Source organism: Mycobacterium sp. NGS15 (genome assembly GCF_059813245.1).
This window is the reverse complement of record NZ_JCALEF010000001.1, coordinates 902,844-916,438: the sequence shown is the minus strand read 5'-3', so window position 1 is coordinate 916,438 and position 13,595 is coordinate 902,844. Positions and strand designations below refer to the sequence as shown.

The 13,595-nt window shown below is 65.0% G+C and carries 17 protein-coding genes; 6 read left to right on the top strand and 11 right to left on the bottom strand.

The window, feature by feature from the left end:
* Positions 1-451 (bottom strand): lipoprotein LpqH (locus tag AC5Y5C_RS04235; RefSeq protein WP_499969372.1); only part of this gene is annotated, 451 nt, incomplete at its 3' end.
* Between the two features lie 128 nt (positions 452-579).
* Between AC5Y5C_RS04235 and AC5Y5C_RS04230 the strand changes: the two genes are divergently transcribed.
* Genes AC5Y5C_RS04230 through AC5Y5C_RS04220 form a run of 3 tightly spaced genes read left to right on the top strand, consistent with a single transcriptional unit; the run spans position 580 to position 3,160 of the window.
* Positions 580-1,392: a class I SAM-dependent methyltransferase gene (locus AC5Y5C_RS04230; RefSeq protein WP_499969235.1), complete on the top strand. Its 813-nt coding sequence runs from the start codon at positions 580-582 to the stop codon at positions 1,390-1,392.
* A 10-nt stretch (positions 1,393-1,402) separates the two neighbouring features.
* Positions 1,403-2,191, top strand: coding sequence for a carbon-nitrogen hydrolase family protein (locus AC5Y5C_RS04225; protein WP_499969233.1), 789 nt, complete (start codon positions 1,403-1,405; stop codon positions 2,189-2,191).
* Between the two features lie 15 nt (positions 2,192-2,206).
* A complete protein-coding gene (locus AC5Y5C_RS04220; RefSeq protein WP_499969231.1) occupies positions 2,207-3,160 on the top strand; it encodes an LmeA family phospholipid-binding protein in 954 nt (317 codons plus the stop codon).
* Here the strand turns inward: AC5Y5C_RS04220 and deoC are convergent.
* On the bottom strand, positions 3,157-3,861 hold the full coding sequence (deoC, locus tag AC5Y5C_RS04215; protein ID WP_499969229.1) for a deoxyribose-phosphate aldolase: 705 nt from the start codon (positions 3,859-3,861) through the stop codon (positions 3,157-3,159). The genes AC5Y5C_RS04220 and deoC overlap by 4 nt on opposite strands.
* A gap of 18 nt (positions 3,862-3,879) precedes the next feature.
* On the opposite strand from deoC, the gene AC5Y5C_RS04210 reads away from it, so the two are divergent.
* Both AC5Y5C_RS04210 and AC5Y5C_RS04205 read left to right on the top strand, forming a co-directional pair.
* The gene (locus AC5Y5C_RS04210) at positions 3,880-4,698 is read left to right on the top strand and encodes an isocitrate lyase/PEP mutase family protein (RefSeq protein WP_499969228.1); all 819 of its coding nucleotides are present in this window, start codon (positions 3,880-3,882) and stop codon (positions 4,696-4,698) included.
* Between the two features lie 70 nt (positions 4,699-4,768).
* Positions 4,769-5,383, top strand: a complete 615-nt coding sequence (locus AC5Y5C_RS04205; protein WP_499969227.1) for a GNAT family N-acetyltransferase — start codon at positions 4,769-4,771, stop codon at positions 5,381-5,383.
* On the opposite strand, the gene AC5Y5C_RS04200 is transcribed toward AC5Y5C_RS04205, so the two are convergent.
* The 9 genes from AC5Y5C_RS04200 to AC5Y5C_RS04160 form a co-directional block, all read right to left on the bottom strand.
* Complete coding sequence (locus AC5Y5C_RS04200) at positions 5,380-6,555, bottom strand: acyl-CoA dehydrogenase family protein (RefSeq protein WP_499969225.1); 1,176 nt, start codon at positions 6,553-6,555, stop codon at positions 5,380-5,382. The genes AC5Y5C_RS04205 and AC5Y5C_RS04200 overlap by 4 nt on opposite strands.
* On the bottom strand, positions 6,552-8,198 hold the full coding sequence (mbtM, locus tag AC5Y5C_RS04195) for a long-chain-fatty acid--ACP ligase MbtM (protein ID WP_499969223.1): 1,647 nt from the start codon (positions 8,196-8,198) through the stop codon (positions 6,552-6,554). Before mbtM ends, AC5Y5C_RS04200 begins: the two co-directional genes overlap by 4 nt.
* A gap of 31 nt (positions 8,199-8,229) precedes the next feature.
* Positions 8,230-8,505 (bottom strand): acyl carrier protein, encoded by a 276-nt coding sequence (locus tag AC5Y5C_RS04190; protein ID WP_499969221.1) that lies wholly within the window; start codon positions 8,503-8,505, stop codon positions 8,230-8,232.
* Positions 8,506-8,736: 231 nt separating this feature from the next.
* Positions 8,737-9,201: a transglycosylase family protein gene (locus tag AC5Y5C_RS04185; protein WP_499969219.1), complete on the bottom strand. Its 465-nt coding sequence runs from the start codon at positions 9,199-9,201 to the stop codon at positions 8,737-8,739.
* A gap of 356 nt (positions 9,202-9,557) precedes the next feature.
* Entirely contained in the window at positions 9,558-9,938 is a 381-nt protein-coding gene (locus AC5Y5C_RS04180; protein ID WP_499969217.1) for a DUF2599 domain-containing protein, read from the bottom strand.
* Positions 9,938-10,216: a DUF2516 family protein gene (locus AC5Y5C_RS04175; RefSeq protein WP_499969215.1), complete on the bottom strand. Its 279-nt coding sequence runs from the start codon at positions 10,214-10,216 to the stop codon at positions 9,938-9,940. Before AC5Y5C_RS04175 ends, AC5Y5C_RS04180 begins: the two co-directional genes overlap by 1 nt.
* A gap of 48 nt (positions 10,217-10,264) precedes the next feature.
* Complete coding sequence (locus tag AC5Y5C_RS04170) at positions 10,265-10,915, bottom strand: heparin-binding hemagglutinin (RefSeq protein ID WP_499969214.1); 651 nt, start codon at positions 10,913-10,915, stop codon at positions 10,265-10,267.
* Positions 10,916-10,946: 31 nt separating this feature from the next.
* Positions 10,947-11,363 (bottom strand): helix-turn-helix domain-containing protein, encoded by a 417-nt coding sequence (locus tag AC5Y5C_RS04165; RefSeq protein WP_499969213.1) that lies wholly within the window; start codon positions 11,361-11,363, stop codon positions 10,947-10,949.
* Positions 11,364-11,462: 99 nt separating this feature from the next.
* Positions 11,463-12,809: a DUF445 domain-containing protein gene (locus tag AC5Y5C_RS04160; protein ID WP_499969211.1), complete on the bottom strand. Its 1,347-nt coding sequence runs from the start codon at positions 12,807-12,809 to the stop codon at positions 11,463-11,465.
* A 64-nt stretch (positions 12,810-12,873) separates the two neighbouring features.
* Between AC5Y5C_RS04160 and AC5Y5C_RS04155 the strand changes: the two genes are divergently transcribed.
* Complete coding sequence (locus AC5Y5C_RS04155) at positions 12,874-13,593, top strand: TetR/AcrR family transcriptional regulator (protein WP_499969209.1); 720 nt, start codon at positions 12,874-12,876, stop codon at positions 13,591-13,593.
* Positions 13,594-13,595: the final 2 nt, after the last annotated feature.

Genomic DNA, 13,595 nt, shown 5'->3' with positions numbered 1-13,595 from the left:
AGCTCACCTTGATGGTGAACGGCTTGGTGATCATCCCGGCCATCGGGTTCTTCACATCGGCACCGGAGGCCTCGCCGGTAATGGTGTACGTCTTCCCATCGACCTTGACATCGGCCGAGCCGACGCCGGCCCCCATGCCGCTGCTGACCGCGAGCGCGGCGCCGTCGTACACCAATCCGAGCGACTGCACCTTGGGGGGCGTCTCGTCGGTCATGACGACACCCAGGCCCTGCTGGCCGTTGACGGCGCCGCTTGCCACATTGATATTGCCGCCCTGCTTGACGCAGGTCACGGACTTGAGGTCGAGGCCGGCCAGATCCTTGCCGTCCACCTTGACCTCGGCATTACTGCCAGAGCTCACCTGCGATCCGCCCGGCTTGTCGGTCGAGCAGCCAACCACCACCGCTCCGGCAGCGAGAAGTCCCATGGCGCCCACGATTACTCGATTCATCATCTGTCCCTTCGTCGTCCGTCGCCCCGATGGCTCCGTCATGGCTCAAGTGAAGGCGCCCCGCCGCGCTACCGATCCCAAGAAATCCCGATTACCGCAGGCAGCGGCCGTCCAGGCACCATGGAGACGTGGCCTCCTCTCCCACCCCCCGCCCTGGGCCCTCTCCCACCCCCCGCCCACAGGGGACCATCACCCGTGGCACCACGGGCATCAATCGGCTGCGTCGCAGCGACCGCTGGCTGGTCCATCACCCCGATGTCCAGGCCGTACTGGCCGATGCCGCCCATCCCCTGGTGGTGGATCTGGGATACGGCGCCATGCCCACCACCACGTTGGAGCTGGCCTCGCGGCTGCGAACAGTTCGGTCCGACGTGCGGATAGTGGGGCTGGAGATCGATCCGGAACGGGTTGTTCCACCACGCGACGGAGTCCATTTCGGTCTCGGTGGGTTCGAGTTAGCAGGCCACACACCGGTTCTGGTGCGTGCCTTCAATGTGTTGCGCCAGTACCCGGAATCAGAGGTGGCGCAGGCCTGGGCCGCGATGACGGCCCGGCTCGCGCCCGGCGGGCTCATCATCGAGGGCACCTGCGACGAGCTCGGGCGCCGCTGCGCATGGTTACTCCTCGACGCGACGGGACCGCAAACCCTCACCCTGGCCTGCGACCCCTTCGATATCGACAAGCCATCCGACCTGGCCGAGCGCCTACCCAAAGCCCTTATCCACCAAAATGTTCCGGGCCAACCCATCCACGATCTGCTCACCGCCGCCGACCGCCACTGGGCAGCGGCGGCCCCACACGGCGTGTTCGGCCCCCGAGTGCGCTGGCGTACGATGCTGAAATCACTGCGCGACAGTGGATTTCCCGTCGAACAGCAAAGACGGCAGGTCCGTGACTGCATCTTGACGACACAGTGGGCAGCCGTCGCGCCGCTGGCCTAGGCTGGAACACATGCGGATAGTGTTGGCGCAGATCACCAGCAGTGCCGATCCCACCGAGAACCTGGCCACAGTCGCGGCCACGGTGCGCGATGCCGCTGCACAGGGCGCCACCCTGGTCGTCTTCCCGGAAGCCACCATGTGCCGGTTCGGCGTGCCCTTGCGCCCTATCGCCCAGCCCGTAAGCGGTCCGTGGGCCGATGGGGTCCGCGCGATCGCACACGAAGCCGGCCTGACCGTCGTGGTCGGCATGTTCACCCCCTCAACCGACGGCCGCGTCCACAACACGCTGCTGGCCACCGGCCCCGGCGTGGAGACGCACTACAACAAGATCCATCTCTACGACGCGTTCGGCTTCCGCGAATCGGCCACCGTCGCCCCCGGGGACAGGCCGGTGCTCATCACGGTCGACGGCGTGACCGTCGGGCTGACCACGTGTTACGACATCCGCTTCCCCGCCCTGTACACCGACCTGGCGCATCGCGGCGCGCAGGTGATCACCGTCAGCGCCTCCTGGGCCGCCGGGACCGGTAAATGGGATCAGTGGACGCTGCTGGCGCGGGCCCGGGCCGCCGACTCGACATGCTTCATCGCCGCCTCCGACCAGGCCCTGCCCGCGTTGGAGGCGTCCACAGGCGGTTCTCCGACGGGGATCGGCGGCAGCCTGCTGGCCTCGCCGACCGGCGAACTCATTGCCCAGGCCGGTCCGGAGCCGGAGCTCATCGTGGCGGACCTGAACCTGGACGCGGTCGCCGAGACCCGCAAGATCTTGCCCGTCCTTAACTCGTCCTCAGCCCAGTAAGGCACAATCGCGCGGGTGACGACACCGCCTCAGCCGCCGCTCGGCCCACCCGGATCGACACCTCCCGAGCCCTCGCCGTGGCAACCGCCGTCCCAGCAGGTGCCGCCCCCGCGCCAAGAGCAGGTGCCGCCCCCGCCGCACGAGCAGCCGCCGACCCTGCAGAGCCCGGTGGCTCCACCGCCGGTCGACTCCCCACCAGCAGAGGTGCCGGCGCAGCCTGCCGAGCCCAAGAAGGGCCGCGACTACAGGTCGCTGGTCCTCATCGCCGTCATCGTGGTCGCCGTGTTCGTAGCCGCCGTTCTCGGCATCGAGCTCTATGCACGCCAGCGGACCAGCAGCGAGGTGAACGCCGCCACGTCCTGTCTGGTGCAGGACGGCGCGACCGCATCCTTCGGCCCGATGCCACTCGTCGTGCAATACCTCGGTGATCACATCGACAAGCTCACGATCAGGACCGCCGGCAATCAGATCGCGCAGGCCAAGAAGATGTCCGTCGCCATCACGGTGCGCGACGTCTCGCTGAAGAAGACGGCCGACTCACTCGGCACCATCGGGCGCCTCGACGTCGAGGTGTCCTGGCCGACCTCCGGCATCACCGAGAGCGCCAGGGCCCTCGTGCCGGGCATGCTCGGCTCGATGGTCGGCGATGCCACCACCAATGAGTCCACCGGCGAGGTGACGCTGAGCGCTGCCGGCGGGCTGGCACAGATCACCACCAAGCCCGTCATCAAGGACGGCATGGTGACGCTGCAATCCGAGAACGTGTCCGCGTTCATCGGCCTGCCCCGCGAGATCATCCAACCGGCTCTCGATACCTTCTCCAGGGGGCTCGTCGGCGGCGAGTACCCGATGGGTCTCAAGGCCCAAGAGGTCAAGGTCACCAACGACGGCATCACGGTGAAGCTGTCGAGCACCAATCAGCCGATGAAGCCGGTGGAGAATCCCTGCCTGCAGAGCCTCTCGTTCTAGTGCAGGAACCCATCCAGGACCGCCCGACTGCTCGAGAGGCCTAGCCGGGTCGCGCCGGCATCGAGCATGGCCGCGGCATCCTGCGCGGTCCGGATTCCGCCGCTGGCCTTGACCTGCAGCCGATCACCGACCGTCTCGGCCATGATGTGCACAGCCTCCACCGTCGCCCCTCCCGACGGGTGAAACCCGGTGGAAGTCTTCACAAAATCAGCCCCGGCGGCTTCGCTCACCCGACAGGCCTCACGGATCGCTCCGGCACCGGAGTGCTCCTGCAGCGCCGCAGACTCGATGATGACCTTGAGAGTCGCCGCCGGGACAGCACGCCGCACCGCCTCGATATCGGCCCGCACCGACGCGAAATCGCCTGCCACCGCGGCGCCCACGTCGATCACCATGTCGATCTCAGTCGCGCCCGCGGCCACCGCGAGGGCGGCCTCATGCGCCTTGACGGACGAAAGATGTTTCCCTGAGGGGAATCCCACCACGGCCGCAACAATCAGCCCAGGAGCCTCGATCGGCAGCATCGAGGGCGAAACACACACGGCCAGCACTCCGAGGTCGACGGCCTCCGCGATGAGGGCTTGCACATCCCCGAGCGTCGCTTCGGGCTTCAGCAGGGTGTGGTCGATACGTGCGGCCACCTCCCGGCGAGTAGGCCAAACCGTCGGTGTGCCTGCCGAATCCGTGATGGGCTCAGTCATAGGGCTAGCGTCGCATACATGACCTCCCAGCATGAGCGTGCGGTCGCGTTCGCGGCCCTTCATCAGTCCGGGACGTTCGTGGTCCCCAACCCGTGGGACGCCGGTTCGGCCCGCATCCTCACCGGCTGCGGCTTCCCCGCGCTGGCCACCACCAGCGCCGGATTGGCGTTCGCGCTCGGACGGCATGACGGCGCCAATCTGGTCAGCCAGGCCGAGACGCTGGCCAATGCTTCGCAGATCGCGGCCGCCACCCATCTGCCGGTCTCGGCCGACCTGGAGAACGGCGGCCCCACCATCGGGGACATCGCCATGACCATCCGCGAGGCAGCGGCCTCGGGGCTGGTGGGCGGATCGATCGAGGATGCCACCGGGATTCCCAGCGCACCGATCTTCTCGCTCGCCGAAGCGGTGGACCGCATTACGGCGGCGGTGCATACGGTGCGCGATCTGCCGTTCCCCTTCACGCTGACGGCGCGGGCCGAGAACTTCCTCTACGGCAGGCCGGACCTGTCTGACACCATCACCCGGCTGACCGCATACGCCGAGGCCGGCGCCGATGTGGTGTACGCACCGGGCCTGCCCGATGCCGACGCTGTCCGCGCCGTCTGCGCGGCAGTCGATCGCCCGGTCAATGTGCTCGCCACGGGGTTCGTGCTGAATCACTCGGTGGAGGAGATCGCCCAATGGGGTGTGCGCCGGATCAGCCTCGGATCCGCGATGGCGCGCGCCGCGCTAGGGGCGTTCGTCGACGGGGCCCGGGAGATCGCACAGCAGGGCACCTTCGGATTCGCGACCCGCGCCATCCCCTATGCAGAGGCCAATGCCCTGTTTCCGTGAATCTTTCGGCGCGTCCTTTCTTGTCCGGGTCGTGCCAGGATTCACAGTTGGATAGCCTATCCTTATCTTTATGGAACGCCCCTGGCCAGTGCTCTACCGCCACGTCGCCCCCGACCCCTCGGTACCCGCACCTCCGGAACCGAAGCTCGTCAGCCCATTCGGTGTGCGGCTTGTGGACCCGGACAGCGATGACACTGCGCTGATTGCCCGCTGGATGCGCCAGCCGGCGCTGGTCAACGGCTGGGAGCAAGACTGGCCGGATGAACGCTGGTACGACCAGCTCAAGGCCCAGGTCGAGAGCACCTATTCGCACCCCTACCTTGTGCTGTTCCGGGACGAGCCCGTGGGCTACCTGGAGTTTTATCGGGCAGCTCAGGATTCCATCGGCGAAAAGTACGCCGCCGACCCCTACGACCTGGGAATACACGGCGCCATCGCCAACCAGGCCATGGCCAGCAAGGGCTTCATGGTCATGATCCTGCCCAAGCTCATCAAGAGCTTCTTCGAGCTGGAGCCGCAATGTAAGCGGGTCATGTTCGACCCCGAATACCAGAACTTCGAGACGCGCAGGGTCTTTGAGCACATCGGCTGCACCTTCCTGGGCGAGCATCAGATGCCCAACCGCCGAATGGCGCTGTACACCACGCCGCGCACCCCGGCGGATGTCCCCGGCCCGATGGCCTAGACGCCCAAGGAACGGTAGCCGTCGATATCGGATTTCATAGTGGCGGCGACGAACTCCCAGAGAGTCTCGTCGGTACCACCGCCCACCCGGGCCAGCTTCATATCGCGCCACCAGCGGCCGACCGGAGTCTCGTCGGTCAGGTATCCCGAACCGCCGAAGATGTGCAGGCACTCGGAGAGCACCTCTTCGCCGAGCCGAGCGGCCGTGACCTTCGCCGCCGCCGCGGTACGCAGGTTCATCTCCCCCGTCGCGGCGATGCCCTCAAGCGAATAGCGCATCATGTCGACCCGGCACTGCAGGTCCGCGATACGTAAGCGCAACGCCTGGTGCCCCAGCAGAGTGCTACCGAACTGCACCCGGTCCATCATGCGGGCAATAGTGATCCCAAGAGCCTTCTCGCAGAGAGCCACCACCTGAGCCGCGATGCCGAGCCGCTCATGGGACAGACCCCAGCTGATCGCGGCAAGCCCCGCACCGGGGCGGGCGATCAGTGCGTCGGCAGGAACCCACGTATCAATATCGACCGGAGCAGTATCGAGCGGACCCGCACTGAGCTTGCGGTATCGCTCATGCACCACCACCTGGGCGGTCGGCACCAGCAGCAACATGACATTGCCGGACTTGCTGGCGGCATCGTCGTCGGCGCCGCGAGCGACGACGACGATGTGATCCGAGATCGGGCCGAGTGAGACGAATTTCTTGCTGCCCCGCACGTGGTAGCCGCCGTCAACGCTGCGGGCCACGGTCTCAGAAATCTGGAGATCGGAGCCACCGGCCTCTTCGGAAGCGCCGATACACAGCACCGTCTCACCGCGGATCGCCTGCTCGGTGATCTCACGCAGGTAATCGGTCCTACCGAACCGGCGCAAGATGGAAATCGCGGAGTCGTGCAAGCTCGCGCCGATGCTGATTCCGATCGAACCGAGGCCGCCCAGCGCAAAGCCCAGCGAGACCAGCTTCGCCACATCGGGCAGCGCCCCGGACGCCCATTTGTCGGCCAGCACACCGGTACTGCCGAAGCGCTCGATGAGCGCACGGGGGAATCGCTCGGTCTTCTCGGCCTCGTCCACCCATGACGTCACCTCGTCATCGATGACTGAGCTCAGCAGCGCGCGAAAACCTTCGGTAGACAGCGGGGCGGCAGTCTGGTTCTCCGGATCGGCCAGGGTCATCGCAGACCTCCACCGGTCTCGATAAGACGCTTGACCTCGAGACGCCGCAGCTTGCCCGACGTCGTGATCGGCAGGTCACCCGGGGGGACGAACACGACTTCTGAGGGCACGACCCCGCAGTCTGCGGTAACGCGCTGCACTACCTGCCTGCGCGCCGTCTCGAAGTCGGTGCCTTTGTACTCGACGGCCAGCGCGAGCCTCGGGCGGACACCACCTTCGTCGAGGCCCACGGCCGCGACTCTGCCTGCCCGTACCCCTTCGACCGACGCGGCCGCGCGCTCCACGTCGATGGGATACACATTGCGCCCGGCAAGGACGATGAGCTCCTTGAAGCGGCCGACGATGACCAAGTCACCATCATGGAAATAGCCGAGGTCGCCCGTGTTGAACCACTCGTTCCTGTCGATGGCCAGGCTGCCCAGATATCCGTTCATCATGCAGGCGCCCTTGATTTCGACCTGCCCGACTTCCCTACCGCTGATCGCCGGCACCTCGCGCGCGGCGGGCACCACCCGGACCTCCATCCCGTCGAACGCCGAGCCGACCAGTGCGTATCTGCGGGGAGCCTGGCCGCCATCGGGGGTAGCGACGAGCACGTCGTCGGATCTCGCTCCCACACCGGGCCGGGTCATGGTCACTACACACGTCCCTTCCGCCAGGCCCCAGGCCGCCACCGCCGCACCCGGGGAGAAACCATGGGGAGTCGCCGCGGTGAGGAAGCGCTCGAAACCGTCGCAGTTGATCAACTCGGCCGCACTGACCGCCGCGCGGAGCTTGCCGAGGTCGACTCCGCGGTCGATCTTGTCGACGTACCGGCCAATAATGTCGTACGCGAAGTTCGGCGCCATCAGATATGTCGCGCCACTTTCGGTGAGCCAGTCCAGCCACCTGATCGGCGAGGCCGCAAAGGCGCTATTGGGTGCCAGCCACAGCGGCATGCCCGTCCAGAACGAAGCCAGCAGCGTGATCAGGCCCATATCGTGGTACAGCGGCAACCAGCTGCAGGTCAAGTCTTCGCCGGTCAACTCAGCGCGGCGCACCATCGCACTGACGTTGCTCATGACAGCTCCCCGGGACAGGACGGCGGTCTTGGGCGTGCCGGTGGAGCCGGAAGAGTTCTGGAGGACCGCGGGCGTGGTCTCGTCTCCGGTCTGCACGGGCGTGAACGCCTGCGGCCGGGGACGCGCGCCGATCTGCGCCACATCCTCGATCCGAATGCTGGACCCCACCGCACGCAGCTGCTCCAGCTCCCGACCATTGCTGTAGATCGTGCACACACCGATCGCCGCACAGCGCTCCAAGGTCGTATGCGCCCAGCGGTCCAGATCGGCTCCGCGCACCAGGCCGGGGAAGAACGACACGCTCGTGCCTGCCAGCCAGGCGCCCTGGACGCTGGCCACCAAGTCGACGGTGGGAGTGCCGATCAGTCCCAGCGCACCCACGGGACCATTCGCGTTATCGAGCAGGTCGACGGCGACGGTCTCCGCTCGTGCATGCACCTCGGCCCAGGGGAACCGATGCCATTCGCGCGTCGCGCCGTCCATGACCACCAAATCGGCGGACGAGGTCAGCATCGCCTCGGAAACTTTCTCCGCCAATGCATTTCCCTGCACTGCGGGCACGTTCGCTGTGGAACTAGTCATGACTCTCTCGCCTTTCTCGTTCTGTGAACGTCTACTCGGCGACCGCACTGGTGGCTTCGGGTGAGGCCGTGGCCTGCCCTGACGAAACGATGTCGACAAGGTCGCCGAAGGAATCACACACGAGCAGCTGATCTTCGGTAAGGGTGACGCCGAACTGCTCCTCGATGAGGACGAGACCCAGCGCGAATCCCACCGAGTCGAGCCCGAGGTCATCGATCAACAACTTGTCACGGGTAATCTCATTCGCGCTGACCGCGAGCTCTCCGCGCAGAATCTTCTCGAGTTTCTCGGCGACTTCAGTCGACATGTTGACTGCTCTCCTTGTGGCTCAATACAGGTGGGCGCGAGGGCTCCAGCGCTCTGCGGCACCGAATATATAACTGACATTAGGTAAGCCAAACCTACTATCTAGAGGGTCGGCCCGGGGCCCTACCTTTTGTCGCGTGCACACTCGTCGCGCACCTACCGACGCACGACACGGCCACACCGTGCCGACACACCTCATCGCGGAAGAGCCTCGCCGCGGCGCCGCTTCCGGCTAGCCGGCGGGGGGAATCAGCCCTACTACCCCGCTGCACATCTGACGGAAGTTGACGATCCCGAAAATGCTGCCTCCGGGGACGAATTGACATCCCGATCGCCCGCCGGTCATCGGGCCGGTGCCACCACCGCCACATTCCGGCCACGCACCAAGGCCTTGCGTCTGCATAACACTCTCTGCGACGGCAATCTGCTGTTCGCGGGATGCATCCGCAGGATTCCCCACACCACCGTGAGACGCCCAGGTGGAAGGCTTGAATTGCAGGCCCCCATAGAAACCGTTTCCGGTATTTGCGGACCAGTTTCCGCCGGATTCGCATTCGGCAATCGCGTCCCAATTCACAGAATCGGCTGACGCGACGCTCGCGGTCATGGACAACGACATCACGAACAGCACATTGACGATCAGACACACCGCACGCCTGTCGCGCACCCATCGCGCCCGGTCCATGACGACCTTCATGTCACTGCACCCCGATCCTCTGTCACCGGCCAGAGCACGTGATGCGTGAGGTACCACCTGCCAGTCCGGTCGTGATCAGATTGTGATCACTGTTGCAATCGTTACTCACGAGGTGTGCGTTACGCAAGCGGAGAATGGTAAGAAAAGTTGCCACTGGGCTGTCTGGGGCTTTAGTGATTTCTTACTTCCACCAATAACGTCGAGATAAACCAGTGGTCTCGGAGGAATTACATAATTGTAATTCATTCGCGGAATTGATTCATGTCACAGTGCAATTTGCCCGACTATGCGGGGCATGCTGGCGACCCACCACCCGGTCCCCGGATTTTCTCGCTGAGAGCCGGGCGGATCGGCGCCTAAATCTCAGGTGCACCCGGGTTGCACCGAGACACCGCCATCAATGCCGCGTCCACCGGTGGCCGCCACGGCTCCAGGTTCCAGCTCGGCTTGTTCGGGATGAACGCTCGCCCAGACCAATGACAGTCGAACTGCATCCGCATACCCGCCGACTGCGCATCGGGGGCCAGCACGAGGACCTCGGCCCACGCGATGTCGGCGCCGTCGGGTGCCTCATATGTACGCCCCAGGGGAGACGGATAGATACGCAGCGTGCGGCCCAAAGATGTTGTACCCCAAGATACGTGGTCAATCAGTGCGGGCTCTATGGCAGCCGCGGGCACCGCATTCACCGTCAGCAGAGCGGCGGTCAACGCGACCAGCGCCGCAACCGCGCGCATTACCGCGACTTGCCCTGCACCTCAAGCACACGGGGACGGACGTCGACGAAATACACCCCAGCCGCCACGGCGGCGATTCCGGCGGTCAACAGCTCCAACCCTGGAATCAGGGTCAGCACGGCCGCTCCGGCGAGGATGACTATCCAGGTGGTCTTGGTCTGCTTTTCCGCCGCCACGAACGCGTCTGCGGGCTGAATCGCGGCATGGACCAACCCGACGATCGCCGCCACAAGGGCGACGAGCGAGATCAGCGCGAAGACATGAAAAGTGAAAGCCACCCGATCAGCCTACGTGGCTGATCGGGTGGCTGCCGGAGCTGGAACTGCCTACTTCTGGGTGACGGTGCGGGTTGCCGTCTTCTTGGCCGGGGCCTTCTTGGCAGGCGCGGCCTTCTTGGCTGCGGCCTTGGCCGGGGCGGCCTTCTTGGCGGGGGCAGCCTTCTTGGCCGGCGCGGCCTTCTTGGCGGGAGCCTTCGTCGCCGGAGCGGCCTTGCTCGACAGGTCTATGCCGACCAGCTTGGCGGCACGCTCGCCGACGGCGCGAGTCTGGCTGGCAACAGTGCCCAGCGCCTGCTCGGTCAGCTCGGCGTAGTTGCCCACCAGACCCTCAGCGCGGGTCACGTTCTCCTCGATGCCCGGGGTGCTGCGGAGACGCTCAATAGCATCTTCGCCACGCTCGGCCAGGTTGTTGTAGATATCGGTCGCCACCTGCAGGTAAGCCTCGGCAACCTTGCGCAGCTCCTCGGGCGTGAACCGGTCGCGCAGCTCGTTGACATCGGTGGGCAGCTCGGACGACAGCTCGCGCAGCCGGTCACGCGTCTCGTCCACGCGGGCACCGGCCTCAGAGGCGGCTTCCTCGGCGCGCTCGCGCAGCTTCACAACGACATCGGCGACCGCAGCCAGTGCCAGGTCACCGGCGCCGACGGCTACGTAGAACGGGGTCTTCAGATCGTCGAACGAGTTGTTCTTCTTGGTCATGCCAGATTCCTTTCGGGATGGGGAAAGTTATTCAGTTGTCGCCAGGGGACTCGGGATCGGGTTGAGCCAGTTCGGAATTCGCTTCGGTGTTTTGCTGAACGAATGAGCCGTAGACGTCCAACAACACCTGCTTCTGCCGCTCGGTGATGACGGTATCGGCAATGATGGCGTCCCGTACCGGGCTGGCATCACTACGATCCAAAATGCCCGCACGCACGTACAACACCTCCGCCGAAACCCTTAGCGCCTTTGCGATTTGATTGAGCACCTCCGCCGACGGACGGCGCAGTCCGCGTTCGATCTGACTGAGGTACGGGTTGCTCACGCCGGCCTTCTCGGCCAGCTGACGCACGGAGACCTGCGCGGCCTCACGCTGTGCCCGGATAAAGCCTCCGATATCGGAGGCGGCGTTGCTCACAGCGGCAGCGAGGTCTGATTCCTGCGACATAAGAACCACCGTAAGCTGCAGTGCTAGCTATTGCAAGCACTACTGTTAGCAATGTGGGCCAAGTCACTCCAGCGCGGGAATAGCCGGGTCAGGGCCTTTTTAGAAGAGCACCTGCGCCACGGTGTAGATCACCAAACCTGCCAGCGAACCCACCACCGTGCCGTTGATACGAATGAACTGCAGGTCACGCCCGACATGCAATTCGATCCGGCGACTTGCCTCTTCAGCATCCCAACGCTCGATCGTCTCGGTGATGACGGCCGTGATCTCCGCTCCGTACTGATCCACCACATGCCGGGCCGCACGTTCCACCCAACCGTCGACCTTGTCGCGCACGGACTGGTCGTCACGCAGCGTCTCCCCGATTCGCACCACGGTGTCGGCAATCCGGGTGCGTAGCTCGCTGGACGGATCGTCCACGGACTCGGTGATCATCTTCTTGGCGGCGGACCACGCAGTGGCGGCGGCATTCTGAACTTCCGCGCGCGCCATCAACCGAGCCTTGATGGCCTCGGCCTTGGCGATGGTCAGGTCGTCGTGCTGCAGATCGTCGGCGAACTCGTACAACAACCTGTTCACGGATTGACGCAGGTCGTGATCAGGATTGCGGCGCACCTTGTCCGTGAAATCGACCAACTCGCGATAGATACGGTCGCCCACGAAATGGTCGACGAACTTGGGTGTCCAGCTGGGCGAGTCACGCACCACCACGCGATCGATCGTGTCGCTGGCGCCCAGCGCCCATTCAAAGGCGCGGTCGCACAGCAGCTGGATCACCGGCGCGTGTCGGTCCTCCTTGAGCACTGTCGAGAGCACCCGCCCCACCGGCGGCCCCCACGTCGGTTCGGCGATCCTGCGGACGATCACGCTGTCTATGGCCTGCTGTACGTCCTCGTCACGCAGCATCTGCGCGCCGACCCGGAGCACCGTGGAAGCCTCGGCCGCGACCCGCTCGGCGTGCGACCGGTCACTCATCCACTTACCCAGCCGGCCCGCGATCTGCGCATCCCGCACCTTGGCGGTGATGACGGCCGGTGACATGAAGTTCTCCCGGACGAAGTTCCCGAGCCCCTCCCCCAGCTGATCCTTCTTGCGCTTGATGATCGCTGTGTGCGGGATTTTTAGCCCAAGCGGATGCCGGAATAGGGCGGTTACAGCAAACCAGTCTGCAAGCGCACCGACCATGCCGGCCTCTGCGGCCGCTCCGACATAACCCACCCAGCCCGGCGCTCCGGCGGACTGCCACCAACGGCAAGCCAGAAACAACACGGTGGCCCCGATCAGGAACCCCGTAGCCACGGCTTTCATTCGGCGAAGCTGCTTTTGGCGCTCCTCGTCGACGGCCGAATTACCCATCGCGAAGACGCCACCGGACACATTCCGCGTGCGGGGCTGATCGCTGTGCTTGCCTGCCACCCCTCCATCATCCGGTATCGAGCGCGTCATGCATCGTCAAGGGCCCCGTGAAGTAGTATCGGTTACAGATAACTAAGGGAATGTGGCGATAACCGTGGCAAGTAAAACGCAGCCTGCGGCTATCAAGACTGATGGTCGCAAGCGCCGCTGGCATAAGCACAAGGTCGAACGACGCACCGAACTCGTCGACGGCACCCTCGAGGCCATCAGGCACCGTGGGCGCGATATCAGCATGGATGAGATCGCCTCCGACATCGGCGTTTCCAAGACGGTGCTCTACCGATACTTCGTCGACAAGAACGATCTGACGACTGCAGTCATGACACGGTTCGCACAGACCACCCTGATCCCGAAAATGGCCACAGCCCTGTCGGCCCGGCTCGACGGCTACGACCTCACCCGCACCGCGATCAAGGTGTATGTCGAGACCGTCGCCGCCGAGCCCGAGATTTATCCGTTCGTCATGGCCAACAGCTCCACCAGCCGCAGCAAGGCCATCGCAGATTCCGAACGCATCATCGCCCGCATGCTCGCGCTGTCGCTGCGCCGCCAGATGTCCGAAGCGTCCATGGACACCCACGGTGTGGAGCCGTGGGCGTACATGATCGTGGGCGGCGTCCAGCTCGCCACCCACTCGTGGATGTCGCACCCGCGGATGAGCTCCGACGAACTCATCGACTACCTGACGATGATCTCCTGGAACGCGGTGCTGGGCATCGTGGGCGTGGGTGGATCCCGGGAGAAGTTCGTCGACATGCCACACCCGTCACCGGTTCCGCCGCCACCGCAAGCGCGTCAAACCCACTCGGCGTAAGC

What these genes read in the sequence shown, in the direction of transcription:
- AC5Y5C_RS04225 (WP_499969233.1), top strand. Translation starts at nt 1,403, where the DNA reads ATGCGGATAGTGTTGGCGCAGATCACCAGCAGTGCCGATCCCACCGAG.
- deoC (WP_499969229.1), bottom strand. Translation starts at nt 3,861, where the DNA reads ATGACTGAGCCCATCACGGATTCGGCAGGCACACCGACGGTTTGGCCT.
- AC5Y5C_RS04210 (WP_499969228.1), top strand. Translation starts at nt 3,880, where the DNA reads ATGACCTCCCAGCATGAGCGTGCGGTCGCGTTCGCGGCCCTTCATCAG.
- AC5Y5C_RS04205 (WP_499969227.1), top strand. Translation starts at nt 4,769, where the DNA reads ATGGAACGCCCCTGGCCAGTGCTCTACCGCCACGTCGCCCCCGACCCC.
- AC5Y5C_RS04200 (WP_499969225.1), bottom strand. Translation starts at nt 6,555, where the DNA reads ATGACCCTGGCCGATCCGGAGAACCAGACTGCCGCCCCGCTGTCTACC.
- mbtM (WP_499969223.1), bottom strand. Translation starts at nt 8,198, where the DNA reads ATGACTAGTTCCACAGCGAACGTGCCCGCAGTGCAGGGAAATGCATTG.
- AC5Y5C_RS04190 (WP_499969221.1), bottom strand. Translation starts at nt 8,505, where the DNA reads ATGTCGACTGAAGTCGCCGAGAAACTCGAGAAGATTCTGCGCGGAGAG.
- AC5Y5C_RS04185 (WP_499969219.1), bottom strand. Translation starts at nt 9,201, where the DNA reads ATGAAGGTCGTCATGGACCGGGCGCGATGGGTGCGCGACAGGCGTGCG.
- AC5Y5C_RS04180 (WP_499969217.1), bottom strand. Translation starts at nt 9,938, where the DNA reads ATGCGCGCGGTTGCGGCGCTGGTCGCGTTGACCGCCGCTCTGCTGACG.
- AC5Y5C_RS04170 (WP_499969214.1), bottom strand. Translation starts at nt 10,915, where the DNA reads ATGACCAAGAAGAACAACTCGTTCGACGATCTGAAGACCCCGTTCTAC.
- AC5Y5C_RS04165 (WP_499969213.1), bottom strand. Translation starts at nt 11,363, where the DNA reads ATGTCGCAGGAATCAGACCTCGCTGCCGCTGTGAGCAACGCCGCCTCC.
- AC5Y5C_RS04160 (WP_499969211.1), bottom strand. Translation starts at nt 12,809, where the DNA reads ATGACGCGCTCGATACCGGATGATGGAGGGGTGGCAGGCAAGCACAGC.